27 protein-coding genes are annotated in these 24,061 nt (G+C 66.9%); 10 read left to right on the forward strand and 17 right to left on the reverse strand.

The genetic code is table 11. The annotated features are described in order from the left end of the window. Positions 1–160: 160 nt before the first annotated feature. The 3 genes from ACFWPK_RS00405 to ACFWPK_RS00415 all read right to left on the reverse strand — a co-directional run bounded on the left by ACFWPK_RS00405 (position 161) and on the right by ACFWPK_RS00415 (position 2,063). Complete coding sequence (locus tag ACFWPK_RS00405) at positions 161–523, reverse strand: hypothetical protein (protein WP_378912357.1); 363 nt, start codon at positions 521–523, stop codon at positions 161–163. A gap of 455 nt (positions 524–978) precedes the next feature. Continuing rightward, positions 979–1,530 (reverse strand): TetR family transcriptional regulator, encoded by a 552-nt coding sequence (locus ACFWPK_RS00410; RefSeq protein ID WP_378912358.1) that lies wholly within the window; start codon positions 1,528–1,530, stop codon positions 979–981. An 8-nt stretch (positions 1,531–1,538) separates the two neighbouring features. Next, positions 1,539–2,063, reverse strand: a complete 525-nt coding sequence (locus ACFWPK_RS00415; RefSeq protein ID WP_378912359.1) for a hypothetical protein — start codon at positions 2,061–2,063, stop codon at positions 1,539–1,541. 79 nt (positions 2,064–2,142) lie between these two features. On the opposite strand from ACFWPK_RS00415, the gene ACFWPK_RS00420 reads away from it, so the two are divergent. From ACFWPK_RS00420 to ACFWPK_RS00440, 5 genes are all read left to right on the forward strand, one after another. Continuing rightward, positions 2,143–2,535 carry a PPOX class F420-dependent oxidoreductase gene (locus ACFWPK_RS00420; RefSeq protein ID WP_378912360.1) on the forward strand — a complete coding sequence of 131 codons (393 nt, stop codon included), beginning with the start codon at positions 2,143–2,145 and terminating at the stop codon, positions 2,533–2,535. A gap of 241 nt (positions 2,536–2,776) precedes the next feature. Further along, entirely contained in the window at positions 2,777–3,964 is a 1,188-nt protein-coding gene (locus ACFWPK_RS00425) for an esterase/lipase family protein (RefSeq protein ID WP_378912361.1), read from the forward strand. Positions 3,965–3,971: 7 nt separating this feature from the next. Continuing rightward, entirely contained in the window at positions 3,972–5,153 is a 1,182-nt protein-coding gene (locus ACFWPK_RS00430) for a PucR family transcriptional regulator (protein WP_378912362.1), read from the forward strand. A gap of 244 nt (positions 5,154–5,397) precedes the next feature. After that, positions 5,398–5,595 carry a hypothetical protein gene (locus ACFWPK_RS00435; protein ID WP_378912363.1) on the forward strand — a complete coding sequence of 66 codons (198 nt, stop codon included), beginning with the start codon at positions 5,398–5,400 and terminating at the stop codon, positions 5,593–5,595. A 128-nt stretch (positions 5,596–5,723) separates the two neighbouring features. Continuing rightward, on the forward strand, positions 5,724–6,041 hold the full coding sequence (locus tag ACFWPK_RS00440; protein WP_378912364.1) for a hypothetical protein: 318 nt from the start codon (positions 5,724–5,726) through the stop codon (positions 6,039–6,041). Between the two features lie 71 nt (positions 6,042–6,112). Here ACFWPK_RS00440 and ACFWPK_RS00445 read toward each other — a convergent pair whose 3' ends face one another. Continuing rightward, positions 6,113–6,574 carry a nitroreductase/quinone reductase family protein gene (locus tag ACFWPK_RS00445; RefSeq protein ID WP_378912365.1) on the reverse strand — a complete coding sequence of 154 codons (462 nt, stop codon included), beginning with the start codon at positions 6,572–6,574 and terminating at the stop codon, positions 6,113–6,115. An 84-nt stretch (positions 6,575–6,658) separates the two neighbouring features. Between ACFWPK_RS00445 and ACFWPK_RS00450 the strand changes: the two genes are divergently transcribed. Then, a complete protein-coding gene (locus ACFWPK_RS00450; protein ID WP_378912366.1) occupies positions 6,659–7,360 on the forward strand; it encodes a TetR/AcrR family transcriptional regulator in 702 nt (233 codons plus the stop codon). A gap of 249 nt (positions 7,361–7,609) precedes the next feature. Here ACFWPK_RS00450 and ACFWPK_RS00455 read toward each other — a convergent pair whose 3' ends face one another. The 6 genes from ACFWPK_RS00455 to ACFWPK_RS00480 form a co-directional block, all read right to left on the reverse strand. Beyond that, on the reverse strand, positions 7,610–8,407 hold the full coding sequence (locus tag ACFWPK_RS00455) for an ABC transporter permease (protein WP_378912739.1): 798 nt from the start codon (positions 8,405–8,407) through the stop codon (positions 7,610–7,612). A gap of 2 nt (positions 8,408–8,409) precedes the next feature. After that, on the reverse strand, positions 8,410–9,300 hold the full coding sequence (locus tag ACFWPK_RS00460; protein ID WP_378912367.1) for a 2-aminoethylphosphonate ABC transporter permease subunit: 891 nt from the start codon (positions 9,298–9,300) through the stop codon (positions 8,410–8,412). Then, positions 9,297–10,469, reverse strand: coding sequence for an ABC transporter ATP-binding protein (locus ACFWPK_RS00465; protein WP_378912368.1), 1,173 nt, complete (start codon positions 10,467–10,469; stop codon positions 9,297–9,299). Before ACFWPK_RS00465 ends, ACFWPK_RS00460 begins: the two co-directional genes overlap by 4 nt. A gap of 28 nt (positions 10,470–10,497) precedes the next feature. Beyond that, positions 10,498–11,544: a 2-aminoethylphosphonate ABC transporter substrate-binding protein gene (locus ACFWPK_RS00470; RefSeq protein WP_378912369.1), complete on the reverse strand. Its 1,047-nt coding sequence runs from the start codon at positions 11,542–11,544 to the stop codon at positions 10,498–10,500. Positions 11,545–11,635: 91 nt separating this feature from the next. Next, positions 11,636–12,322, reverse strand: coding sequence for a phosphonatase-like hydrolase (locus ACFWPK_RS00475; RefSeq protein WP_378912370.1), 687 nt, complete (start codon positions 12,320–12,322; stop codon positions 11,636–11,638). A gap of 9 nt (positions 12,323–12,331) precedes the next feature. Beyond that, positions 12,332–13,459 carry a TIGR03364 family FAD-dependent oxidoreductase gene (locus ACFWPK_RS00480; RefSeq protein WP_378912371.1) on the reverse strand — a complete coding sequence of 376 codons (1,128 nt, stop codon included), beginning with the start codon at positions 13,457–13,459 and terminating at the stop codon, positions 12,332–12,334. A gap of 97 nt (positions 13,460–13,556) precedes the next feature. Here ACFWPK_RS00480 and ACFWPK_RS00485 point away from each other — a divergent pair, with 97 nt between their 5' ends. Further along, positions 13,557–14,279, forward strand: coding sequence for a GntR family transcriptional regulator (locus tag ACFWPK_RS00485; protein WP_378912372.1), 723 nt, complete (start codon positions 13,557–13,559; stop codon positions 14,277–14,279). Positions 14,280–14,282: 3 nt separating this feature from the next. On the opposite strand, the gene ACFWPK_RS00490 is transcribed toward ACFWPK_RS00485, so the two are convergent. Continuing rightward, positions 14,283–14,642: a DUF4254 domain-containing protein gene (locus ACFWPK_RS00490; protein ID WP_101468584.1), complete on the reverse strand. Its 360-nt coding sequence runs from the start codon at positions 14,640–14,642 to the stop codon at positions 14,283–14,285. Positions 14,643–15,040: 398 nt separating this feature from the next. On the opposite strand from ACFWPK_RS00490, the gene ACFWPK_RS00495 reads away from it, so the two are divergent. Further along, positions 15,041–15,919 (forward strand): helix-turn-helix domain-containing protein, encoded by an 879-nt coding sequence (locus tag ACFWPK_RS00495; protein WP_378912373.1) that lies wholly within the window; start codon positions 15,041–15,043, stop codon positions 15,917–15,919. Here the strand turns inward: ACFWPK_RS00495 and ACFWPK_RS00500 are convergent. The 3 genes from ACFWPK_RS00500 to ACFWPK_RS00510 all read right to left on the reverse strand — a co-directional run bounded on the left by ACFWPK_RS00500 (position 15,913) and on the right by ACFWPK_RS00510 (position 19,004). Continuing rightward, positions 15,913–16,809 (reverse strand): thioesterase domain-containing protein, encoded by an 897-nt coding sequence (locus ACFWPK_RS00500; protein ID WP_378912374.1) that lies wholly within the window; start codon positions 16,807–16,809, stop codon positions 15,913–15,915. The genes ACFWPK_RS00495 and ACFWPK_RS00500 overlap by 7 nt on opposite strands. Before the next feature lie 66 nt (positions 16,810–16,875). Continuing rightward, the gene (locus ACFWPK_RS00505) at positions 16,876–17,295 is read right to left on the reverse strand and encodes a hypothetical protein (RefSeq protein ID WP_378912375.1); all 420 of its coding nucleotides are present in this window, start codon (positions 17,293–17,295) and stop codon (positions 16,876–16,878) included. Between the two features lie 362 nt (positions 17,296–17,657). Next, on the reverse strand, positions 17,658–19,004 hold the full coding sequence (locus tag ACFWPK_RS00510; protein ID WP_378912376.1) for a TIGR03118 family protein: 1,347 nt from the start codon (positions 19,002–19,004) through the stop codon (positions 17,658–17,660). 114 nt (positions 19,005–19,118) lie between these two features. Between ACFWPK_RS00510 and ACFWPK_RS00515 the strand changes: the two genes are divergently transcribed. Then, positions 19,119–19,616 carry a peroxynitrite isomerase gene (locus ACFWPK_RS00515; RefSeq protein ID WP_378912377.1) on the forward strand — a complete coding sequence of 166 codons (498 nt, stop codon included), beginning with the start codon at positions 19,119–19,121 and terminating at the stop codon, positions 19,614–19,616. A gap of 264 nt (positions 19,617–19,880) precedes the next feature. Beyond that, on the forward strand, positions 19,881–20,084 hold the full coding sequence (locus ACFWPK_RS00520) for a hypothetical protein (protein ID WP_378912378.1): 204 nt from the start codon (positions 19,881–19,883) through the stop codon (positions 20,082–20,084). Here the strand turns inward: ACFWPK_RS00520 and ACFWPK_RS00525 are convergent. From ACFWPK_RS00525 to ispG, 3 genes are all read right to left on the reverse strand, one after another. Then, positions 20,078–21,868 carry a penicillin-binding transpeptidase domain-containing protein gene (locus ACFWPK_RS00525; RefSeq protein ID WP_378912379.1) on the reverse strand — a complete coding sequence of 597 codons (1,791 nt, stop codon included), beginning with the start codon at positions 21,866–21,868 and terminating at the stop codon, positions 20,078–20,080. The genes ACFWPK_RS00520 and ACFWPK_RS00525 overlap by 7 nt on opposite strands. A 56-nt stretch (positions 21,869–21,924) precedes the next feature. Continuing rightward, positions 21,925–22,779, reverse strand: coding sequence for a GNAT family N-acetyltransferase (locus ACFWPK_RS00530; RefSeq protein ID WP_378912740.1), 855 nt, complete (start codon positions 22,777–22,779; stop codon positions 21,925–21,927). A gap of 87 nt (positions 22,780–22,866) precedes the next feature. Continuing rightward, a complete protein-coding gene (ispG, locus tag ACFWPK_RS00535; RefSeq protein WP_378912380.1) occupies positions 22,867–24,021 on the reverse strand; it encodes a flavodoxin-dependent (E)-4-hydroxy-3-methylbut-2-enyl-diphosphate synthase in 1,155 nt (384 codons plus the stop codon). Positions 24,022–24,061 lie beyond the last annotated feature (40 nt).

Raw genomic sequence — 24,061 nt, forward strand, 5'->3', positions numbered from 1 at the left:
CCCTCCCCCGCCCCCCCTATTGTGGGCGGTCTATTTTTGGGTTTCGCACGCGGGGGGGGGGGGGCGGTGTTCCGGGGGCCCCCCCCCGCGGCCGTGATTGCTACTACGAAGTCGTCGGGCTTCGCCAGCTACCTACGGCGAGTCCCAGGACGTACCCGCCCTATCCGGCGTCGCCGCCACCCGCTTCAGCGCCGCCACCCGCATCAGCGTCGCCATCTTCAGCGTTGCTGTCCTCAGCGTCGCCATCTTCAGCGGTGTTGTCCTCGGCATCGCCGACGTCGCCGTCATCAGCACTGGCGTCTACCGCGTCGCCGTCTTCAGCGTTGCCATCCTCAGCGCCGCTATCCACAGCGTCGCCTTCTTCAGCGGCGCCATTTTCAGCCCCGTCGTCCTGGGCGGCCGACAGCCCGGTATCACCGGACTGCACGCCGGTGTCCGCAGTTGCCGGGCCGACGCCGAACAACCCGAGGGCTGTTGGGGCGACGAGCGCGGCCATGAGAGTGGTTTTGATCGTGTGATGCATCTGTATCCCTTCTCGAAATGGAAGTGGTACGTGCTGATCAACATTGACGATTTTGACCGTCGCGACACTCTCAAACCAGTAAAAAGAACATTCGGTGTGCAAATGTTACCGGCCACTATTGCGCAATTCGATCCTTAATAATCGGAGATCGGGAAGCAGATGTGCGCCGGTTCCACTACCAGCGAGGACCTACAAACATTAATACAGGGCTTCGAATTCCAGGCCTTCTCGAACGCTGGGCCACGAGCTACTCGATACATCCGTATAGCGCTTCCATCGACAAGCAGCAACACCTTCAGCGTGCACTCAGTACGCCGTAGAGGATGAAAAAGTAAAGGGCGCATCGGGGTTGATTTTGTTTCGATCGGTTTGTGCCGCGTCGCTGCCGGATTCACTGATACGACCGTGGAATTCGCCGAGGGATTTGCCGTTTGGGACACATACCGGGGTCCCGCTCACAGAAGCCGACGCACGGCTTCGACGATCGCGCGGCGTCGATCATCGGCGCTCTCCGCCTCGGACGAGGAGGCGGGAATGCTGGTGACGTTGCTCGGGTTCCACGCGAGAGCGATGCTCAGGACGAGAGTGAGCAGCGTCGTGGGTGAGAATTCGGAGCCGATACCGTCTTGTTTCTGTGCTGCGGCAAGTGCGTCCAGCTTCGCGTCGCGCGCAGGTGCCGCGAAGGCCAGGTCGCCACGCTCCAGGCGGTGCCAGGTGGCCAGCCGGATGACTTCGGGGTTCTGACGGCAGTAGTCGAACAGCTGTCCGGCGTACTCGGGGAGGTCGCCGGGGGTGAAGGGGACCGAATCCAGGCCGTGGGTGACGTGGGCGTCGAAGACCGCGTCGAAGAGTTGGTCCTTGCTGCAGAAGTAGACGTAGATGAGGTTCTTGTTGGCCGCCGCCGTCTTGGCGATCCGGTCGACCCGGGCTCCGGCGATACCGTACGTGGCGAACTCATCGGTGGCGGCTCGCAGAATGCGTGCCTTGGTGGCGTCGGCTCGGGACATCCGCTGCGTCACCCGATTCCGAAGACGGCGAAGGCCGCGTCCGATGCGACGAGCAGCACCGTGCACCACAGGGCGACCCCGGTCATCAGCCAGCGGATCAGCCGCCAGCTGGGGATGCCGAGCGCCGCACCGAGCAGGGCCGAACCCCAGGTGCCGAAAAGCGCAGGCCCCACGAGGCCGAAGCCCGCCACGCCGTATCGGTCGAGGACCCGCCGGGCCCGCCGCCCCGCGGCGCCGGAGAGCCGGGTGTCCGCTGCGGGCGCCTTGTCGCCGGCCGCAGCGGCCACGGATGCACCATCGGCCTCCGTGGCCGAATCGGCCCGTGCGGCAGCCGACTTCCGGCGGACACGCCAGGACTGCCAGCGCAACCGGGCACGTTCCATTGCGAACACCGCGAAGACCACACAGCAGGCCGCGCCCAGCAAGACCGCGACCAGCGCGACCGGGCCCGACAGGGACAGCGAGAGGCCGACGGGGACCGCCGGGGTGCCCAGCACGAAGCCCGCGAGCAACGTCCCGACAAATCGCCCCATGCAGATTCCTCTCAGCCGCGTCGTGAGCGCTGGGCGGATCCCACGACCACGAAACTAACTAACTGGTTAGTATCTTGCCATGAAACACAGCGACACGGCGCTCGGCGAGCTGGCGGCCGGAAAGTACCTGCTCCTCACCACCTTCCGCCGAGACGGCAGGGCAGTCCCCACACCCGTCTGGGTGATGCGCGACGATCAAACGCTGGCGGTGTGGAGCGCGGCGGACGCAGGCAAGGTGAAGCGCATCCGCAACGAGAGCCGGGTAACGGCCACCCCCTGCGACTGGCGCGGAAAGCCGCTCGGCGCCCCACTTCCCGGCTTCGCCGAGGTGCTGACCCCGGACGCGAGCGCACACTTCACCACCCTGATGAAGCGCAAGTACGGGCTGGTCGCCCAGATCGGCCTGCTGGGCAGCAGGCTACGCGGAGGCTCCGAGCGCATGGTGGGCATCCGCATCCGGCTGGACGGTTGAGCGGGCGAACAACGTCGCTCGTCCGCAGGCGCCCCTGGCAAATTCGGAGTTTGGCGCTGGCTACAAGGTCGTGTCCGACGACTCTGGACGTGAGTGCAGTGACGTCGCATACCGATCGGTACAGACTTTTCCTTGCCGCCACCATGCAGCGATGTGCATCACAGTGTCATTCGATTGTGCTCTGAGTCACTGGGATCGGGGTGAGCGGTCGATCAGATAGGAATTGTTGAAGATGCTTGCAATGAAGCAGCACATGCGCCGGTCCGTGGTGGCCGCCGCGCTCATCGTGGGAGTCGCCGTCGGGCACGGGCTCGGAGCCACGTCCGCCGGTGCGGAGCCCGTCATCCCCTCGGACTTGCAGTCGTTCGCCGATACGATCACCGCTGGGCTGAGGCCGTCGCCGGACGGCAGGCAGCCCAAGGCGATCGTCGACTCGGGCGGTAGCTCGGGAAGCGGATCCGGCGGTAGTTCAGGTAGCGCCTCGGGCAGCAGCTCGGGATATGGACACAGCACGGCCGCTGCCCCTGTCGGCCAGGGCCCGGAACTCACCGCCCCGCTGGCCGCATTCGCCTATGGCCTCGCCAGTCCGGATGTGGCCCCCGCCGGTGCGAACAAGTGGGATTGCAAGCCGAGTGCTGAGCATCCCAACCCGGTGGTCCTGCTACACGGCACCTGGCTCAACGCCTTCGACACCTTCAGTTACCTCTCACCGCAGCTCGCCCGCGCCGGATTCTGCGTGTTCGCCCTCAATTTCGGTCGCTCCGGGCTCCTCGAGGGCGGTGGCCTCGGTGCCGTTCTGCCCGGTCGCTACGGCGTGGGCCCGATGGAGGAATCGTCGCGCCAGGTCGCCGATTTCATCGAGCGGGTGCGCACAACCACCGGCGCCGACAAGGTCGACATCGTGGGTCACTCGCAGGGCGGCACGATCGCGAACCACTACCTGAAGTTCGAAGGCGGCGCGGGCAAGGTCGAGAAGGTGGTGACCTACGGTGCCACCCACCACGGCACCACTCTGATGGGCATCGCCACGCTCGGCCGGGCCATCAACAACCTCGGCATCGACATCCTCGGTTTCAACGAGCCGATCGTCGGAATATCGAACATCCAGCAGGCGGTCGGGTCCGCGTTCTACGCCACGCTGAACGCGAAGGGCGACACCGTTCCCGGCGTCGACTACACCGCGGTGGCATCGCGCTACGACGAGGTCTCCAACCCCTATGACTGGGCGTTCCTGCGCGCCGGTGAAGGTGCGACGGTCCGCAACATCACGCTGCAGGAAGGGTGCGAACAGGACCTGTCCGATCACCTGACCCTCATGTACTCCCCTCGCGCGGCCTCCATCGCCCTCAACGCCCTCGACCCCGTCAACCACCCGGCCATGAACTGCACGTTCAACCCGTGGTTGATCGGTGGCGGCGGCACACTGTGAACCCCCGATGACCAGCCACCTCGAACTCGAGTCGCCCGTGCAGCTCGCGCGGGCGACCGACCGCATCGCGCACAAGATTCTCGAGACCATCCCGCGCCGCAGCCGACGAGGAAACGTGCTGCGCGAGGAGATCAGCGCCGTCGTTGCCGATTGTCTGGCACTGGTGTCCGACGCGAAGCGGACACACCGCGGCGCCCGGATGCCGCGCATTCGTCCGGCCGCTGCGCGCTGGGCGAGCATCGGCGTACCGATCGACACTGTGCAGCAACATGTTCACGCGGGGTTCCGGCTCCACCTGGACGATCTCGAAGCACGCTCGGCGCCCTTCGACGACGTTCGCCGGCTGATGGATGCGTTGAGCGCGGTGACCGAGACGGTGTCGACGATATATATGGAGATCGCACCGCCGAGTGGCGATCGCGGTGGGTATGTGGCGCACGCTCTGCTCAGCGGCCGCCATACGACGAGAGCCACCCGTGAGCACGGTGCACCGCTCGATGAGCGGTACACCGTGCTCGCGGTGGCCGGAGATCGGTCCGCGCGTGATGCGGTAGCGCCGCGCGACTTCCGGGCGATGCTGTCGAGGAGCTTCGGGCAGCCCGTGCCGGGGTTGGAGTCCGAATTCGGCGCAACAATTCTGGTGCCGGACTCGTTCGGCACCGAGAAGATCCGCGGCATGGTCGGGCTGACCTCACTCACCGTTGTCGGGGTCACCGTCGACCGGGATCGGATTCCCTCGGCGGCCGAGGAGGTCCACGAATTGCTGGACGTGGCAATAAGACTCCACTACCCACCGGGCCTTTACCAGATCGAAGACCTCGCTATCGAGTATCAGCTGACTCGGCCGGGGCCTGGACGGGATCGTCTCGAGGTGTTCCTCGATCCGGTGGCCGAGTTTCCGGATTTGATCAGCACGCTGCGCGCACATATCAACAACGGCCTCAACCGCCGGCTCACATCACGCGAAACCCACATCCACATGAACACCGTCGACTACCGGCTCCGACGCATCTACGAACTCGTGGGACTCAGTGCGCACGATCCGAAAGTCATCTGGATGCTTCGAGCCGCGCTGATCGTGCGCGACTACCAATTGGTGGACGGGCCCGACAACAAGGTTCGACGACCAGTCACCACTGACCTGCGAAACCGACGGCTCACCGAAACCGGGCATCGGGCCCGGGTGTAGCCCAGGGTACTGAGCCGACCGAACGTGAGAGGGAGCGCGAGTCTCGACCACCCACGATAGGCGGCAGGTGCGGACGCCTCGACCAGCAGTGCGTTGTGATGGGCACGAATGCCCGGATAGTGCCCCCGGATCCGTGGGCCGCGGAACCGGGGTCTAGTAGCTGAGCTGATGCCCCAATAGCGTGATCTTCGCCGCTCGGGGGGCAGTTGGACAGTTCGAAAACTCAGAGCAGTAAGGAATTTCGATGAAACGATCACTCGCCGCGGCCGCACTGGCCGGTGCGCTGATGCTGGCCCCGATGGCCACCGCCCAGGCCGCCACAGAACAGGTTGCCCCGGTCGCTGGATGCGTCGAGTTCCCCATCGGCGCGCCGGGCGGGTGCGACTTCTTCCAGAACATCCTGCAACTGCTGAGCACCGCCTCGTCCAGCCTCAGCGGCTAGCCCGAAGGCATCCCGAACCGAATAACGCGTACGACCCGGTCGCCCCGAATGGGAGGTCGGGTCGCTCCACGTTCACGGAGGTTCGGTGATCAACGGAAAGTCCGTCCCTCATCGGTACGCTCGTCGGCATGGGCGGGGACTTGTTACTGCTGATCGCCACCATCGGCCCGTTGGCACTGTTCGGGTGGGCGGCTGTTCGGGCGAAGCGCCGCGGCCTCGGGGGTTCGTTCGTCGGGCCGTTTCAGGAGATGTTCGATCCCGGCGCGGCGCGCGCACAGATCGTCATCGAGGAGATCGCGGAACTGCCGGATCCTGCGGACTCCGGCGACCCGGACAACGACGACGATGTGCCGAACACAGTGGTGTACGAGGGCGTTCGGCTCTTCATCAACCCGGACAAGGCTCGGCAGCGCGGAGGTGACGAGACCACCAGGCGAGCTGGGTGAGCACCCGCCTTGCCAACCCCGGCCAAGCCGAATGCAGCGTCTGCGGACCTTGAACATTCGAGCACTGGGACCTATCTCCCGGAGGCGAGTTGAATCCGAATCAGTCTGGTGCGCTTGACCGCTTCGGCGATGTCGTCGGCGCGAGGCAGCCCTTGGGCGTTCCGGCGCACGCCGTAGTACTTCGAATCGCCGGGCATCGTGTGCAGGAATTCGGACAAGCTGTCAGCGATGACTGCGGGATCCTCGACGACAGTAGCGATTCCGGTCATCCTTCGTCCGGCGATCAGGAGCTCGACGGCCGGTTCGTCGCGCAGGTTGATCCACCACTTGCTGTCGGTGTAACAGGACACCAACTCGCCCTGTCGGAGATATCGAACGACAGCCACGTATCGGTTGCCGGTCCGTCGACCGGCGAAGGTCAGCAGCATCGTCGTTTTGCTCATCACCCGGTGCGCTGGTGACCGCAGTAGACGCTTCACAACCCAGTTCACATAGCCGGGCACGGTGGGTGGAGTGGTGGTAGAGGCGGTCATCGTCGAACTCCGTCCTTATTTGACGAACGTATAATAAGGCCAAGGCTACCGGTTGTTATACACGTGTCAAGTAAGATTGGCGAGATGGCAGAACGACGACTGACTCCGCAGCAAAGGCACGACCAACTGCTGGATATCGGTGCCGCGCTGTTCGCAGAGAAGACCTATGAGGACGTGCTCATGGAAGAGGTCGCCGAACGCGCCGGCGTCACGCGCGCGCTCGTGTACCACTACTTCTCCAACAAGCGGGACTTCTACGCGGCGATCTTTCAACGCGCCAGTGACCAGTTGCTCGCAAGCACCGATGTCGATGACGATCGCTCGTTCGCCGAGATGTTGGAGGCGGCCGTCGACGCCCATATTCAGTACTTCATCGACAACCGGCGTGCCGGTAGGACTGTGAACCGCGGGGCGCTTGCCGACGATCCGGTAATCCAAGCGATCATCGCCAAGGAACTCGACACTGTCGGTCAGCGCCTGCTCGACAAACTCGAAATGACAGGGCACGCCCGCACCGTCGCTGCTGTCGCCGTACACGGCTGGCTCGTCTTCGGGCGCACAGTATGTGTCGAATGGATACAGTCGCAATCGATCTCACGGGCCGAACTCACCCGAATCTGCCTCGGCGCCTTCTCCGGCGCGATCGAGCCTGCACTCACACTCCGTAATGCCGCCCGCGACCGACCGAACCGGGAATCGACGGCCCACCCCGCATCGAACAAGCACACCGATCCGGGTGCGAGTGACCAATCCCGCGTCCAGCAACCGGTCCACGAGTTGGGTTAGCTCCTCGGGGGTGGGTGGGTGGTGTTCATGCCACAACATCCACCCCCACACCCGGCTGCGACTCAGGGTGGTGGTGGCCCACCGGCGGTAAGCCCGTCGGCCTGTGGTCATTCCGGCGCCGTCGCCTTCTTGGCCTCGTCCGAGGCAACCTTCATCAACGGCCACGACCTCCGCGTTGACGGCGGGCTCACCGCAGTCGACGCATCGGCGCTGTTGTAGTCACCGGGGTCGTGCGCAGCGCACCAACTTTCAGCGCAGAGCCGCGCGTCCTCGTATGCGGCCGAGGACCACGAGAACCACCAGCGTGACCACCACGAGGACGGTGGTTCCGGCTGCGGCGTCGAACACTTCACCGCGGTCGGTCTGCGCGAAGATGCTGACGGGCAATGTCTTCCAGGTGGCGGGGTAGACCATGATGGTCGCGCCGAGTTCGCCCATCGACAGCGCCACGGCCAGACCGGCGGCGGCGCCGAGAGCGGGCAGCAACAGCGGGAGGGTGATCTGGCAGAGAACTCGGATCGGGCCCGCGCCGAGAGATTCGGCGGCTTGGCGGTAGGCGGGGTCGAGGCGGTCGAGGGCGGCGGAGACGGCGCTGAAGGCGTAGGCCAGGACCAGGACCGCGTGGGCGAGGATCACGATCCACTTGGTGCCGCCGAGCAGGAGCGGACGCTCGTTGAAGGCGATGAGAACGCCGAGGCCGACCGCCACCGAGGGGACCGCGACCGGGAGGTGGAAGACCGCGTCGGTGAGCCGGCGCAACCAGGTGGGGGCTTCCCGCGAGGCCAGGGCCGCCCAGGTGCCGAGCACGAGGGAGATCGCGCCGGCGAGCAGGGCGGTTTGCAGGCTCACCGAGAGGCTAGCGGCCTGCTCGCCGCTGAGCGCGTTACCGATATTGGTGAAGCCGAGGTCCGAGGGCAGTGGGCCGGTCCAGCTCCCTGCCAGGGCGGCGGCGACCACGGTGGCGATCGGGGCGACGAAGACCACCGCGACGACCAGCGCGAAAACCCCGAGAACCAGCGTTTTTCCGCGAGGAGTCCAGACGAGCACGATCATTCCCCCTTCGGGCGGGCGATGAACCGGGCGAAGACGAACCGGTAGACGAGATAGAGGCTCAGCGAGAGCAGCACCTGCACCGAGGCCAGCACGGCCGCGCCGGGCAGGTCGAAGGTGACGATGCCGCGGGTGTAGATCAGCGCGGGCAGGGTGATGACACCCTTGGCGCCGGTGAACAACACGATGCCGAACTCGTTGAGCGTGAGCAGCAGCACCAGACTGCCGCCCGCCGCGAGCGCGGGCCACGCTTCGGGCAGCACCACCTGGCGCAGCACCCGCCACGGCGAAGCGCCGAGACTCGCCGCCACATCGAGTTGTTCGCGCGGCATCTGCGCGAACGCGGCGAGCACCGGGCGCACCACGAACGGCGTGAAGTAGGTGATCTCGGCCAGGATCACCCCGAGCGGGGTGGTGAGGAAATCGATGACAGGTGTTGTCGCACCGGTCAATTCGGCGATCAGGGCGTTCACCGCGCCCGCGGTTCCGTAGAGGAACGTGAAGGCGAGGGTGATCAGGAACGAGGGCAACGTCAGGATCGTGTCGATGAGTCGACCCACCACTCCCGAGCCGGGGAACGGCACGAACGCGAGCACGACGGCCAGGAACGTACCGAGGACCAAGCAGCCCGCCGTCGAACACACCGCGATGGACACGGTGCGCCACAACGCTTCCCGGAACGCCTCGGACCCGAGCACCGAGGTCCACACCTCGGTACCACGCCCGGTCGGCGTCCTGGTCGATTCGGTGAGCACCCGCAGAATCGGATAACCCGCGATCCCGAGCACCACCAGCACCGGCGGCAGCGTCCACAGAATCGGCAACCACGAGCGCGGTGCCCCAGCGACTTTCGCCGCCGGGACGGGCGGATCGAGAACCGGTGCGCTCACCGCGACACCTCCCCGCCACCGACCGCGCGCGGAATCAGCACTCCCGCCGGATCCGGCAACCGCACGCCGACCATAGATCCGACTTCGGTGGTGAAGTGGCCCGACACGTCGGCGGCGAGTTCGCCGGGAAGACCGTCGACAGCCAGTTCGACGCGAGTCGTAGCACCACGCCACACCGAGGTGAGCACGGTGGCGCGCAAGGCATCTCGATCGCCGGTCTTGCCGAGGGTGATCGTGTGCGGGCGGATGCACAGCAGGGCATCGTCGTCGGGTGCCCACTCCGCCAGTCCCACACCGGGTTGCGGCGCTCGAGCGCGCAGCGTCTTGGTGCCCGCGGTCACCAGAGCGGCGGTGCCCGTGACGTGGTTGACCGTGCAGGGCACCAGGTTCGCGCCGCCGAGGAAACCGGCGGTGAAGTCGGAGGGCGGGCGTTGCCAGAGGTTTTCGGCCGTGTCGATGTCGACGAGCCGGGAATCGCGCATCACCGCGATCCGGTCAGCCAGCGCCAGTGCCTCGGCCTGATCGTGGGTGACGTACAGCATCGCTGTGTCGGGCAACGCTTTTCGCAGTGCCTGCAACTCGCCGAGCATCGAATGTCGCAGTTGCGCGTCGAGTGCCGCGAGTGGCTCGTCGAGCAACAGCACGCTGGGCTTGATCGCCAACGCGCGAGCGATCGCCACGCGCTGCTGCTGACCGCCGGACAGTTCACGCGGCAGCCGCTCGGCGTACCCACCCATCCCGACCATCTCGAGCGCCTCGGTGACCCGCGCGGCGATCTCCGCACGCGCCACCCGATGCGATTTCAAGCCGAATGCCACATTGCTGTGCACGTTCATGTGCGGGAACAGCGCGTAGGACTGCACCACCACACCGATGCCGCGCTTGGCGGGCGAGAGATCGGTGACATCGCGGCCCGCGAGGCGGACCGTTCCCGAGGTGGGCCGGACGAAGCCTGCCAGCGCTTTCAGCGCGGTCGACTTGCCCGACCCACTCGGGCCGAGGAGCGCGACGGTCTCGCCGACGGCGACGCGCAGGGTGAAATCGGCCAGCGCGACGGCGGCCTTGCGGCCCCTGCCGTAGCTGACCCCGACCCGGTCGAACACGATCGCGGGTTCGTTGGTTGCCGCCACCGAGGTCGCGGATTTCATCTGGAGGTCACCGTCGGACATCATCAACTCCCTTGGATCACAGCCGAATTCAGCTGCCGGTTGCCTTCTGGTACGCCGCGACATCGGCGTCCAGCTCGGTCAGCACCTTGTTCCAGTCGACCGGGACCACCTCGACACCGGTCAGCGCGGCGGCCGGACCACCATCGGCCGGGGCGGGCACATCGGTGCGCGGCGATACGGCGAAAGCCTCCGGGCCCAGCTTCGCCTGCGCGGCCGGGGCCATCAGGAAGCTCATCAGCTTGGTGGCGTCGTCTTTGTGCGGGGCACCCTTGGCCAGGCCCATCATGTACGGGACAGCCACGGTGGAGCGCTTACCGCCGACAGCCGGGAAGAAGACGTTGAACTTGGAGCCCTTCTCCTTCACCGTCGTCAGGTTCATCTGCACATCACCGTTGGCGATGAGCAGCTCGCCCTTGTCGACCTTGGCCTGCAGCTTGCCGGTCGAGGACGACGGGCCGACATTGTTGGCCTGCAACGCGGCCAGGTAATCGAGGGCGCCCTGCTTGCCGCGCAACTGCTGCAGCAGCACCAGCACCGCGGTGCCGTCACCGGCCTGGCCGGGGGTCGAGTACTGCAGCTTGCCCTTGTACTCCGGCTTCAGCAGGTCTTCCCAGGTGAGCGCCGAAGCGTCGACCGCGGGGTTGGCGATGAAGCACAGGAAGTTGTTGGCCAGGGTCACATAGTTACCCTCGGCGTCCTTGGCCGCGGCCGGAACCGCGGCGGTGTCGATGCCGCTGGGCTGCAGCAGACCCGACTGCTCGGCCTTCTGGATGAACGGCGGCAGCGTGACCACGACGTCGGCCTGCGGGTTGGACTGCTCCTTGTCGACGCGGTTGACGACCTCGCCGGAACCCGCCTCGACCAGGTTGACCGCGATGCCGGTCTCCTTGGTGAACGCGACGAACTGGGACTTGTACCAGCCGCCGACACCGTCGGCGGAGTACACGGTGACGGTCTTGCCGTCCGCGGATTCGGTACCGGTGCCACCGCAGGCGCCGGTGAACGCGACGGCGGTGACGCCGGCGAGCAGCAGCGCGGCCTTGGACAGGCGACGCGCGGTGAGGGAAGTACGCACGATTACAGCAACTTTCGTTCAGATGTCGGGACAATCGCAGGGACGGGTGGATCGGAGGGCGACGCCGCGACGATTACCGCGACGGCGAGTTTCAGTGGGCGAGCACCAGCGCCGGGAACTCGGCGACCGACGCCACGACATGGGTGGCGCCCGCGGCCAGCAGCTGATCGGCGGAGTGCGCGCCGGTGAGCGTGCCCGCGACGATGCCCGCACCGGCGGCCAGGCCGGTGGCGATATCGCTGGTGGTGTCACCGAGGACGGCGATCCGGTCGACGGCGTCGACGCCGACGCGCAGCGCGGCGGCCAGCACCATGTCGGGGTAGGGGCGGCCGCGACCGGCGTCGGACGGCGCGAGAGTGAGGTCGACCAGATCGGCCCACCCCAGCGCGGCGAGGAGCTTGTCCTGAGTGCTCCGGCTGAAGCCGGTGGTCAGCGCGACCCGGACACCGGCGTCACGCAGTGCGGTGATCGCTTCCACCGCACCGGGGATCGGCGCGATATCGACCTCGTCGACCAGGGCGTCGTAGGCGGTTTCGAAGGCGCGGTTGGCATTCTGGGCGGCGGCCTCGTCGCCGTCGAGCAGCGCGCGGAACACCTCGATCTTGGACTGGCCCATAGTGTCGACCACGTAGCGGCGAGCCTGTGCACGGCGCGGGCCATCGGTCTCGATCCCGGCGGCGGTGGCGGCGCTCTCGAAGGCGCGCAGCACCAGTCCACCGTCGGCGACGGTGGTGCCTGCCATGTCGAGGGCGGCGAGCTGGATCTTCTTGTCCGACATAGTTGTTCCTCACAGTCCGATCTGGGCGGCGGTTTGTTCGCCGATGGCGGGGCCGAGCGTCATACCGCGACCGCCGGGGCCGGTGACGACCCACACGTTGGTATCGGCCTGCACCCGGGTGACGACCACATCGGGGTCGACGCTCTGGCTGTAGACCCCGGCCCAGCGCCGCACGATCGGCGGCAGCTTGCGGCCGAGCAGTTCCTCGGTCACCTCGGTGAGGTGTTCGTAGGGCGCTTCGTCGACGTCGAAGGCGAAAGGCTCGACGTATTCGTGGGTGTCGCCGATGGTCAGGCCACCGTGCAGTCGCTGTACGCACAGCAGCTGCATCTTGTGCTCGGCGGCGGTGGCGGTCTGGGACTGCTCGGCTGCCAGCGAATCCACCTGCGGGCCGGCGAAACCCGGGTAGTAGCGGAAGCTGTCGCCGTCGGCGATCGCGGTGGTGAGCGGTTCGCCCAGCGGGGCGGTCTGCATCATCTGCAGCCGCACGCGACGCACCGGAAGTTCGCCTGCCAGCTCGCGGGTGAGCCCCGAGTGAGCGGCGCCGGGGCAGTGGATGACGAGGTCGGTCTCGTGGCGGCGACCGTGATCGTCGACGACGACCGCGCCCGAACCCGTGTCGAGCACCGAGCGGGCCTCGGTGCCCTCGTGGAAGGTGTAGCGACCGGTCGCGGCCATGTGGGCGCGCAGCGCGGGCAGCGCCTGGCGCGACTCCACCGCGGCATCGGTCGAACAGTGCAGACCCGCAAGGTATTTACCGCGCACGGCCGGGTTGATCGCGCGCACCTGGTCGGGGTCGAGCAGGGCGAAGCCGCGGGCGTCCGCGGTGTCACCGGCAGCCGCGGCCTCGGCGACGGCGAGTTCGGCGGGGGTCCGCACGAGCGTGATCGAGCCCGCTGGCCGGAAGCCGACGCCGGCGACCCGGCCGCCGATCTCCTCCCACAGCTCGCGCGAACGCAGTGTCAGCTCGAGCTCGTTCGCCGAGCGGCCCGATACCCAGACCAGGCCGAAGTTGCGGACCGTCGCGCCGCGGGCTTCGCGTTCGCGTTCGAGGTGCACGACCTCGTGTCCACGGGCAATCGCCGCCCAGGCGTGTGCGGTGCCGAGGATCCCTCCACCGATGATGACCAATCGCATGCCACCGATAGTGGCAAATGGTCTAGACCGATAGGTGTGGGCAACGAGAACGGCAAGTTAATTTTTGGTATAGACCAATACGGGTAGGCTGGGCGGCATGGATTCGCCGCAGACGACCCGAGTTCCGAAGGTGTTTCTGGTTCGCACCGAAATCGACCTGCTCCTGGCCGATCTCACCGAAGGCGACCCGGTGCCCTCGGAACGCGACCTGGCCACCCGCTTCGGCGTCGCCCGCGAAACCGTGCGGCAGGCACTGCGAGAACTGCTGGTGGAGGGCAGGATTCGGCGACAGGGCCGCGGCACGGTGATCTCCCGGCCCAAACTCACGCAGCCACTGTCGCTGCGCTCGTATACCGAGGGCGCGATCAGCCTCGGGCGCACCCCAGGCCGCATCCTGGTCGCATGGGAAGACGTCGCCGCCGACGCGGCGACGGCCACCGACCTCGAGGTGGAGCTGGGCACCGAGGTGATGCACCTGGAACGGGTACTGCTCGCCGACGGTGAACGTGTCGGGCTGGAGAGCACCTACCTGCCGCTGCACCGCTTCGCCGCCCTGCGCGGCAGCTATGACCCCACCACTTCGCTGTACGCCGCGATCCGCGCCACCGGCGTCGAACTCGCCGGTGCGCGCGAACGCATCGAAACCGTACTCGCCGCCCCGCGAGAAGCGGGTCTGCTCGAATGCACCACCGCACTACCGATGTTGCTGCTGCACCGGCGCAGCGTCGACGCCGATGGCGCACCCGTCGAACGGGTGCGCTCGCTCTACCGAGGTGACCGCATCGCCTTCGAGGCGAGGCTGTCACCGGAGCCGGCGTAGCCCTTACTGCTCGGGCAGCCTTCGCCGTCCACCTGCCACATCGGTGACCAGATCTGTGTAACCGTCCACAAGCTCGGCCAGGTGGTACCAGTGCTTGTGGGTGTTGTCGCTTCGCGCACCGTCGATGTCGATGGCCTGGTTGGCATCCACCCAGCTACGCGCCATCCGGTCGACGACCGCACCGAGACTTTCGGTGTGCAGCGAGGCGCCGTTGCGGTGCAACGGGATCTCCTGGACACACCAGTCGTTGATGTCGTCGACGAGTTCACTTCGACGGCAATCGATCTCGGCGATCAATGCCGTGTCACGCACCTGCCCCCGCCGTTCGTGCAGTTCAGCGAGTGCGTGTGCTGACCGCAACAATTCGCGATCTTGAAATCGCCGCCCCTGAAATGCGCACAACAATTGCGGAGCGGTCGGCAGTATCCCCATCACCGGCGCGCTCATCGCAAGGCCCCGAATTCACCCGACACCCAAGATTTGTCTACCAACATGATTGGCTCTCGATTCGGTTGTCCCGGTCATCTGTTCGGATTGTTCGCAACCAGGCTATCTGGATCATGCTCGCTCAGAAGACGAAACGCAAGATTGCGTTATCACTCCTGCAGTAAAGCCGCCCTGACAGAACCGGGAGTCACATGCGCAGCGCCGCACGGTCTTCCGGCGTGCCTCGCGGACTCGCCGAACACCATGGCAGCCCCAATGCCGCTGTCTTCGCCGATCGCGTGACATAGCGGCCTTGCAGCGCAATAATGCGTTTCATGGCAGGCAAGCGCACGACCCTGACCGTCCGGCTCCGCAGGCTCGCAGCCATGTTGCGCGAGCTGCGTGAAAGCGCCCAGCTGAGCAAGGAAGACGTCAGCGCGCGAACAGGTATCAACGTCACCACGCTGTACCGGATCGAAATGGCTCAAGCACGCCCACAACGCCGCACTCTCGGCGCCATGCTCGACCTGTATCAGGTGGACGACAAAATGCGCGAGGAAGCACTCAGCTTGCTGACCGACGCGCTGAAACCCGGCATGTCGCGCCCTTACGAAGGCGCGGTGTCGGAGGTGTATGCGAATTACATCAACTTCGAGGCGGAAGCATTGTCGGCCAGGCAATACCAGACCTCGACGGTGCCCGGCCTGCTGCAGACCTTCGAGTACGCCGCCGCCGTGATCGACACCTCGATGCCACGCCTCGACGCCTCGGTGATGGAGAGCAGGGCGCAGGCGCGCATGGATCGCGCCATCAACCTGACCAAGGACGACCCACTGGAATTGTGGGTGGTGATGGACGAGGCGGCGATCCGCAGGGTGGTCGGCGGGCCCGCGACGATGGCAGGCCAGCTCGACCGGCTACTCGACGAGACCAAGCGCAAGAACGTGATCCTGCAGGTACTTCCGTTCGACGCGGGCGCGCACCCCGGCATGGCGGGCTCGTTCACGCTGCTCGACTTCCGCAATCCGGTCGACCCCGAACTGGTGTACGTGGAGAGCATGTCGGTGCACGACCTGGTGGAGGGGCACTCCGAGATCCGCCGGTTCGGCGTGATCTTCGATCAGCTGCGGGCGATGGCGTTGAGTCCTCGTGACTCGGCGAAGCTGATCACCGAAGCACGGGCCGCGATCACCCAGTCCGCGACCGCTCAGTAGCGGCCGGTGCTCGCCAGGATCCGGGCGATCTCGGGGAGAACGTCGGGTGCGGTGAGTTCGTCAGGGGTCGCGTCGAGGACGAAGCCGGTGATCGCACCCTCCACGTAGCGGCGCCAATTGTCAACCGTGGCACCATGATCGAGGCGATCGGTGCCGTCGAATGCGCGACCCGCGACGCACACGGTGAGGTCGCCGGGGAGCCACGAGGGTCGGTGGCCGGTCACCATGTCTGCGGCCGCGGTGCTCACCTCGGCGATACGGTCGAGATCGCTGCCGGTGAGGTCGATCGTTCCCGCCAGTGCGGCGTTGATCGCCGCGGCGGTCGTGGTGGGCGTTTTCGTGCCCGCGTCGGCGCGTGCCTCGAAGGCTGGAGTGTCGATGTCGGCACCGAGCAGTGCGGCGAATCGGTCGGCGGACAGCGGCGCGGGTGTGGGCGCCGCGGGGTCGGTAGCGAGTAGGACGACGCTGACGTGTTCGCCTGCCGCGCGGAGTCGGACCGCGACTTCGTGGGCGACGAAACCGCCTGCGGACCAACCGAGGAGCTGGTACGGGCCGTGCGGGGCGATGCGCCGGATTTCGGCGAGGTAGCGGGTGGCGTATTCGCCGATCGTGCGCGGTTCACTGCCGGCCTGCAGACCGTAGATCGGGACGCGGGGGTCGAGGTGGGCGACGAGGTCCACATAGTTCCAGGCCAGGACCGCTTCACCGGCCAGGCAGAACAGGGGCGCGGCGTCGACCGAGGTGGTGCGTGGGCGGATCGGTAGCACGATGGCCGTCGCCGCGGACTCCGCGCGCTCGTCCGCGGCGGATTCCGCCGGACAGGAATCGGGCCGGTCGGCCGTCCACCGGCAAGTGGACGGCATGCCGACCGGATCATCGCGAGTGCTCACAACAAATGATAGGTCGTACGAAACATCCAGCAGCCCAATACTTTCGGGGGCCCGCGGCCGTCGGGATCAGTAACTGTTCGACGGCAGGCTGCGGGCACCCGACCATAGGTCGTCGATCAGACGCTCGTAGCTGTCGGCGAGGTCGTGGAGGCGGACCCACTCGTCGTAGAAGACCGATTCGGGGGCACCGGCCAGGCCGACGAATGCCTGGGAGCAGTGCTTGGCGAGGCGGTCGACCAGGTCGCCGAGAGTTTCGCAGTGCTCGTCGGCCGCGGCGTGCGGCACGGGGGCGGCGAGGATGACCCAGCGATCGATCGCGCGCATCAATTGGCCGCGGCGGCGATCGATGTGCTCGGACTCGCTCTGCGGGGTCCGCTCGCGCAACTGGTGCAGCTGCGCCAGCTCGCCTGCGGCGTCGAGGATGGGGTGGTCATCGTGTGGCAAACCGCGGAAGGCCGCCAGGAGCACGTCCCGGCCGGGCAGCATCGCCCCTCGTCCCGAATGGCGCATGTCACCGCACTCCCGCCGAGCCGACGACGTCAACGCACGAAACCTTCATCTGGCACACCTCCGGCTCGGGCACGACACCCCGGTGGGAGTGTCATCGCGTGCGGATGGAACTCGCCGGGCAGACGCGGATCGCGCCCACCCGGCAACCATTCCGCCACCACTGTCCCTTACAACGCCCGGTCGGCGGAAGCGAATCGGCACCGGACATCCAAATTGTCCGCTAGCCCGCCTCTCCGCGAATTCAAGCCAGGCCTGGGAGCGTGGTCGACCAGGCGGGCGACCGGCGGCGGTGTTGTCGGCCTCGTCCGCCCGTACCCGGTGAGTTACCCATGTGCTTGCTACTGCACGCGCAAGCTTCCGAACAGGCCGTCTTTCTCGTCTTCCGGGCCCGCGGTGAAGTACAGGGCGTTCGCGTCGCCCAGGCTTTCGCCGTTGCCGAACATCAGTGCCCACAGGCCCGCGATCTCGACCGGCTTCGCCTCACCGTCGCGCAGGTAGTCGACGAAGGTGCCGGTGGTGTCGTCGTAGGCGAGGACGCGGCCGAGGCCACCGAAGTTGCCGATCAGCAGCTTGCCAGAGAGCGCACCGAAATTCGACGGCGCGATCGCCACGCCCCATGGCGCGTTGAGCCTGCCGCCGTCGTCGATGATGCGCACCAGCTTGCCCGCACCGTCGAACTCGGCCACCTTGCCCCTGTCGGGCTTGCCGTTGGAGTCCTTGTCCTTGTCGGCGTCGAGCGAGGCTTCCTCGGCCTTGTCGAAGGCCTTCGGATCGTCCTCGGCGGGCTGGGTCACGGCGTAGGACACGAACACTCGGCTACCGAGGGTGGTGATGTTGAACGGCGCCGGATCGCCGGGCACGGCCTTGCGGCCCTTCTCGGGCGAGGAGGCATCGATCACCTCGCCGGTGGCGAACGGGTTGGCGAAACCGGTGGTCGCGACCGGCTGCCAGTTCTTGTCGAAGGTGCGGACCTGCGGGTCGGTGCCGAAATCGGCGGCCAGCAGCTTGTCACCCGTCGGCGCCAGCGCGATACCGAAGAAGGCCATGCCCGCAGCGGAACCGTCGAACACCTGGTTCGCGCCGCCGTCGCGTCGGACGATCGCGCCGTCGGGGGCCTGCTCGGTCCAGGCCGAGATCTTGCCCGAATCGGTGGCGAAGATGAAGCGCGAGGAACCGCCGAGCGGAACCGGCATACCGTCCACATCGACCCACTGGTCGCGCACCACGAACAGATCCGAGGTGATCGGCGCCGGATTGAACACCACGCCGGTGACCTTGCCGATGCTCTTGTCGGAGGTGTCGGCGTCGGCACCGGGGATGCCGACGAGCTTGAGCTGGTCCTGGGTCAGCTTCTGCAGCTTGGGATCCGAGGACGACTGCACATCACCGAGGAACTGGAACGACTTGCCGCCCGCGCCTACCCAGAAATGCCCGCCCGCGCCCTTGGGCCGATCAGCCAGGCCCCAGGCGTTGACCATGCCGGGCAGCGTGAACTGGGCGTGATAGGAGTCCTTGTCGGCGGCCAGGTTGGTCTGGCTGTAGCGGTTGCCGTCCAGCGCGGCCACGTCGTCGGTCGAGGGCCCGGTGTTCGAGCACGCCGCGGCGAGCAACACTGCCGCGCCGAGTACCGCACCGCGCACCAGCCCGGACCGCACCCCGCGGGCACCCCTCACATGTCCGTTCACGTTCTTTCCTTTCGACCTTCCGCCGGACGGCGTTCAGGCGAGGCTGACCTTATCGTGGCTGATGCGGTGGTGTGCCCTGACCGTCACAGGAAGCACAGGACTACGCTGTCGGCCGTGGTCGAACCTTCCCCCAACATCGCCCCGCATCCCGACATCGCCGCCCTCGCACCGCTACTCGGTACCTGGCGCGGCCGGGGCAGAGGCGAATACCCGACCATCGAATCCTTCGACTACGTCGAGGAGATCACCTTCGGGCACCTCGGCAAACCGTTCCTCACCTACAAGCAGCGGACCAAGGCGGGCTCCGACGGCAGGCCGCTGCACGCGGAGACCGGCTACCTGCGCAGCCCGGCACCGGGCCGGGTCGAGCTCGTACTCGCCCATCCGACCGGAATCACCGAGATCTGCGAGGGCACGATCACCGAAACGGTCGACGGAATTCGTCTGGAATTGAACTCCACGAATATTGGCCTGAGCGAATCGGCAAAGCCGGTTACCGCTGTCGGCCGCTCATTCCATGTCACCGGCGACACCATCGAGTACACGTTGCGGATGGCGGCGGTTGGCGAATCTTTGCAGCATCACCTAGCGGCAACTCTGCAACGCGGCTGAGTCACGTGTAATTCGGTAATTTACCCGAACATGACCCTTGATCAGCGCATTTGCACGATCGAAACCGGTAGTTCACCTTTTCATCACGGCCGGGTAGCGGTTGTGTTCGAACACGCCCGCACATAGGGCAACAATTGTGTGTCGCTTGCTGCCGTCGCCTGTTGCCGAAGTAACCGCCGTTCTACGGTTGTGCATCAGCTAATCCTCAGACAATCGAACTCTGCCCCGCGAACACGTCGAAACCCTGAATGAGGGAGACGAACTATGAGGCGTTCCACTCTGATCTTGACCACTGCGGGGATGATCCTCGGCGGCGCGGCCGCCATCGATATCCTCGACGGCGCGGCCATGGGGGCCGCACCCGAGCCCGTTGTCAGCTACAACGTGCTGCACGACACGGCGTCATCGCATACCGAGAGCACCTCGCTAGCGGTGGTGCGCGGTCTGCTGGCGACCGGGAATCAGTAGCCGGCGGGCAGTGCGGCGAACATATCCCGGGTGACGGCGACCGCGTTGTCGGAGCTGCCACCCTTGACCAGCAGTGTCGCGAACGCGATATCCCCGCGATAGCCGATGAACCACGAGTGCGATCCACCGTCGACTTCGGCTTCGCCGGTCTTGCCGTAGACCTCGCCCTGATCCCGGATGCGTTCGGCCGTGCCGCCGGTGACCACCATGCGCATCATCGAACGCAGCCCCTCGACCACCTCCGGCGCGATCGCGGGCCGATCACCGGTGATCTCGGTCGGCCTGCCCGCGATCAGATACGGCACCGGCGCGGCACCGTGCGCGACGGTCGCGGCCATCACCGCCATCCCGAACGGGCTCACCACCACTCTGCCCTGACCGATGCCGTCTTCGGCGCGCTGGACGAGACCCTCGGCTCTCGGCACCGAACCGGACATGGTCGGTAGACCTTCGACCTTGTAATCCTGGCCGACGCCGAGACGCGCCGCGGCCTGCGTGAGCGCGTCGGGTTCGAGCTTGCTGGCCAGCCTGGCGAAGGTGGTGTTGCACGAACGCTCGTAGGCGGTGGCCATCGGCACGTCACCGACGGAGAACATGTTGTAGTTGGGGATGGTGCGTTCGCCGATGATGGTGCTGCTCGGACAGGCCAGCACCGTCTCGGGCGTGGCCAGACCGGAGGCCATCGCCGCCGACGCCGTGACCGTCTTGAAGATCGAGCCCGGCGGGTACTGGCCACTGGTGGCCACCGGACCGTCGCGGTCGGCGAACTTGTTCTGGGCCACCGCGAGAATCGCACCGGTCGAGGGGCGGAGTACCACCATCATCGCCTGCTCGCTGCGCAGGTCAACCGCGTGCTGGGCGGAATTCTGGACGAACCGATCGATGCTCAGCGCGAACGACGGTGCCGGTTCGGCCGCTTCCTCGTGCAGCACATCGAGATCGGCGCCGTCGGCATTGCGGGTGACCACGCTCCAGCCTGCCTTCCCGTCGACCTCGGCGATCACGGTTTTGCGGACCTGGGTGAGCAGGTCGGGAGCGAATTTGCGGTCGGTGGGCACCATGTCCCACTCCTGGGTCAGGGTGACGCCGGGCAGGCCGATCAGTTCGCCGCCGATCGTCTCGGCCTCGTATTCGTTGAGCAGGATCACGGTGTGCGCGCCGTCGGTCCTGCGCGCCGAGGTGAGGATGGTCTGCGGGGTGTAGGCGACGGGATCGATGCGGCTCAGCGCGGCAGCGAGCGCGCCGGCGACGCGGCTCGGGTCGGGGGCATCGGCCACGGTGAACTTCACGCGCGAGACCTTGCCGGGAACCAGCACGTCGCTGCCCGCAGCCTCGTTCACCCTGGCGCGCGGCGCGGGGCGGGTACGCAATTCCATGCTCTGGGTGTCACCGAGTTTGGGGTGGATATCGGCGGAGCTCCAGCGGACCAGCCAGCGCCCGTCGCTGCGGCCCATCTGCAATTCGCCGGTATAGGTCCACTGGCGCCCTTTGGGCAGGGTCCACTCGTAGGTGTAGTCGACCGTCGCGGTGTCACCGTTGACGCGCGCGTCGCCGGTGCGGATCGACAGCTTCTCCGCCTGCAACGCCTGCCACGTCGAAGTCAGTGCCGCCGTTGCCCTCTCGGGCGCGGTGGTGAGCGCAGCGGCCGCGGAGAGATCGTGTTCGGCGAACGCCGCGGCGAAGGCATCGGCGGCGGGCACCGGCCCCTGGGCGCCGGAAGAACAGGCGGTCGCCGCAACGGCGAGGGCGGCCACCGCACAAGTGGTGAGCATCCGTGTCCTCATCGGCATCGATGGTAGCGGCGAACAGGCCGCTGACCTCGGCGCCACGCGCCGAAGTTTCAGTCCACCAATACGGTTGCGAAGGTAGCGATCTGGCGGAAACCCACCCGGCTGTAGGCGCGACGAGCGATGCGGTTGTAGTCGTTGACGTAGAGGCTCGCGGTACGGCCCGTTGCCACAACAGCATTGGCGACCGACGCGGTGCCCGCGGTGCCCACACCGGCGCCCCGGTATTCGGGATGTACCCACACGCCCTGGATCTGACCGGTGCGTCGCGACAGCGCGCCGATCTCGGCCTTGTAGATGACCTCGCCGTCTTCGAAACGTGCCCAGGCCCTGCCGGATTCGATGAGGCTCTTGATCCGCCGCCGGTAGCCGCGACCGCCGTCGCCGGTGCGCGGGTCGATGCCGACCTCTTCGATGAACATGGCGATCGCGGCGGTCAGGTAGCGGTCGATCTCGTCGGGTCGCACGCGGCGCACTCCCCCGTCGGCGCGCGCGGCGGCGGGCCGGGCGAGCGCCAGCAGGGGTTGATCGGCACGTAACTCCCTGGCCGGACCCCAGGACGGGAGCAGCATTTCCCACAGCGGGAGGGCGAGCTCCTGCCTGCCGACCACCGAGGAACACACCCGTGGCCAGCGGCCTGCCCGATCGGCGAACGCGCGCAGGGCCTGCTGGTCACCACGCAGCGGAACCAGGTTGGCGCCGGAGAAACACAGGGAGTCGGCCGGTCCGCCGCGGCTCCACAGTTCACCGACACCGCTACGGGAGTCGAGCCCGTACTCCTGCACGCGGGCGGCGATCATGCACGAAGCCACCGGGTCGGTATCGAGGACACGCAGCACCTCGCCCAGATCTCGCACGGCCACCGGACGCGCGGGAGCGGTTTTGGACCGTCGCGTCGGCTCCAGCAGACTCCGCACGGCACCAGCCTGCCACGAAAGCACGCCGAGCGGTACGAGTCCGCCGAATCCGACGTGCGAGCGTATGGGAGGCGGGATTCAGCTCACGCTGACAACGGGCTCGGCGCCCGGCTGCTCGCCCATCTCCTCGGCGATGCGCATCGCCTCTTCGATCAGGGTCTCCACGATCAGATGCTCGGGCACGGTCTTGATGACCTCACCCTTGACGAAGATCTGGCCCTTGCCGTTGCCGGAGGCGACACCGAGGTCGGCCTCGCGTGCCTCGCCCGGCCCGTTCACGACACAGCCCATCACCGCGACGCGCAGCGGCACTTCCAGACCGTCCAGACCGGCGGCGACAGCGTCGGCCAGGGTGTACACGTCCACCTGGGCGCGTCCACACGACGGGCAGGACACGATCTCGAGCTTGCGCGGGCGCAGGTTCAGCGACTGCAGGATCTGGTCGCCGACCTTGATCTCCTCGGCGGGCGGCGCCGAGAGCGAGACCCGGATCGTGTCGCCGATGCCCTCGCTGAGCAGCGCGCCGAAGGCCACCGCCGACTTGATCGTGCCCTGGAACGCCGGGCCCGCCTCGGTGACGCCGAGGTGCAGCGGGTAGTCGCTGCGCGCCGCGAGCTGGCGGTAGGCCTCGACCATGATCACCGGGTCGTTGTGCTTGACCGAGATCTTGATGTCGCCGAAGCCGTGCTCCTCGAACAGGCTCGCCTCCCACAGCGCCGACTCGACCAGTGCCTCGGGCGTGGCCTTGCCGTACTTCTCCAGCATCCGCTTGTCCAGCGAACCCGCGTTGACGCCGATGCGGATCGGGATACCCGCGGCGCCCGCGGCCTTGGCGACCTCGCCGACACGGCCGTCGAATTCCTTGATGTTGCCCGGGTTGACGCGCACCGCGGCGCAGCCCGCGTCGATCGCGGCGAAGATGTAGCGCGGCTGGAAGTGGATGTCGGCGATCACCGGGATCTGCGACTTCTTCGCGATGGTGGCGAGCGCGTCGGCGTCTTCCTGGCGCGGACAGGCCACCCGCACGATGTCGCAGCCCGAGGCGGTGAGCTCGGCGATCTGCTGCAGCGTGGCGTTGATGTCGTGGGTCTTGGTGGTGGTCATCGACTGCACCGAGATCGGCGAATCGCTACCGACGCCGACATTGCCGACCATCAGCTGGCGGGTCTTGCGCCGGGGTGCGAGAACAGCAGCGGGGGCGGTGGGCATCCCCAATCCGATTGTGCTGGTCACGTTCGGCTGCCTTCTTTCGTACGTTTCGCGGATCGACCTG

This window comes from Nocardia sp. NPDC058519 (assembly GCF_042719755.1).
Lineage (GTDB): Bacteria > Actinomycetota > Actinomycetes > Mycobacteriales > Mycobacteriaceae > Nocardia.

Bases quoted from the DNA above. Each gene is read 5' to 3' on its own strand.
- ACFWPK_RS00405 (WP_378912357.1), bottom strand. From the start codon at position 523: ATGCATCACACGATCAAAACCACTCTCATGGCCGCGCTCGTCGCCCCA.
- ACFWPK_RS00410 (WP_378912358.1), bottom strand. From the start codon at position 1,530: ATGTCCCGAGCCGACGCCACCAAGGCACGCATTCTGCGAGCCGCCACC.
- ACFWPK_RS00415 (WP_378912359.1), bottom strand. From the start codon at position 2,063: ATGGGGCGATTTGTCGGGACGTTGCTCGCGGGCTTCGTGCTGGGCACC.
- ACFWPK_RS00420 (WP_378912360.1), top strand. From the start codon at position 2,143: ATGAAACACAGCGACACGGCGCTCGGCGAGCTGGCGGCCGGAAAGTAC.
- ACFWPK_RS00425 (WP_378912361.1), top strand. From the start codon at position 2,777: ATGAAGCAGCACATGCGCCGGTCCGTGGTGGCCGCCGCGCTCATCGTG.
- ACFWPK_RS00430 (WP_378912362.1), top strand. From the start codon at position 3,972: ATGACCAGCCACCTCGAACTCGAGTCGCCCGTGCAGCTCGCGCGGGCG.
- ACFWPK_RS00435 (WP_378912363.1), top strand. From the start codon at position 5,398: ATGAAACGATCACTCGCCGCGGCCGCACTGGCCGGTGCGCTGATGCTG.
- ACFWPK_RS00440 (WP_378912364.1), top strand. From the start codon at position 5,724: ATGGGCGGGGACTTGTTACTGCTGATCGCCACCATCGGCCCGTTGGCA.
- ACFWPK_RS00445 (WP_378912365.1), bottom strand. From the start codon at position 6,574: ATGACCGCCTCTACCACCACTCCACCCACCGTGCCCGGCTATGTGAAC.
- ACFWPK_RS00450 (WP_378912366.1), top strand. From the start codon at position 6,659: ATGGCAGAACGACGACTGACTCCGCAGCAAAGGCACGACCAACTGCTG.
- ACFWPK_RS00465 (WP_378912368.1), bottom strand. From the start codon at position 10,469: ATGTCCGACGGTGACCTCCAGATGAAATCCGCGACCTCGGTGGCGGCA.
- ACFWPK_RS00475 (WP_378912370.1), bottom strand. From the start codon at position 12,322: ATGTCGGACAAGAAGATCCAGCTCGCCGCCCTCGACATGGCAGGCACC.
- ACFWPK_RS00480 (WP_378912371.1), bottom strand. From the start codon at position 13,459: ATGCGATTGGTCATCATCGGTGGAGGGATCCTCGGCACCGCACACGCC.
- ACFWPK_RS00485 (WP_378912372.1), top strand. From the start codon at position 13,557: ATGGATTCGCCGCAGACGACCCGAGTTCCGAAGGTGTTTCTGGTTCGC.
- ACFWPK_RS00495 (WP_378912373.1), top strand. From the start codon at position 15,041: ATGGCAGGCAAGCGCACGACCCTGACCGTCCGGCTCCGCAGGCTCGCA.
- ACFWPK_RS00505 (WP_378912375.1), bottom strand. From the start codon at position 17,295: ATGCTGCCCGGCCGGGACGTGCTCCTGGCGGCCTTCCGCGGTTTGCCA.
- ACFWPK_RS00520 (WP_378912378.1), top strand. From the start codon at position 19,881: ATGAGGCGTTCCACTCTGATCTTGACCACTGCGGGGATGATCCTCGGC.
- ACFWPK_RS00525 (WP_378912379.1), bottom strand. From the start codon at position 21,868: ATGAGGACACGGATGCTCACCACTTGTGCGGTGGCCGCCCTCGCCGTT.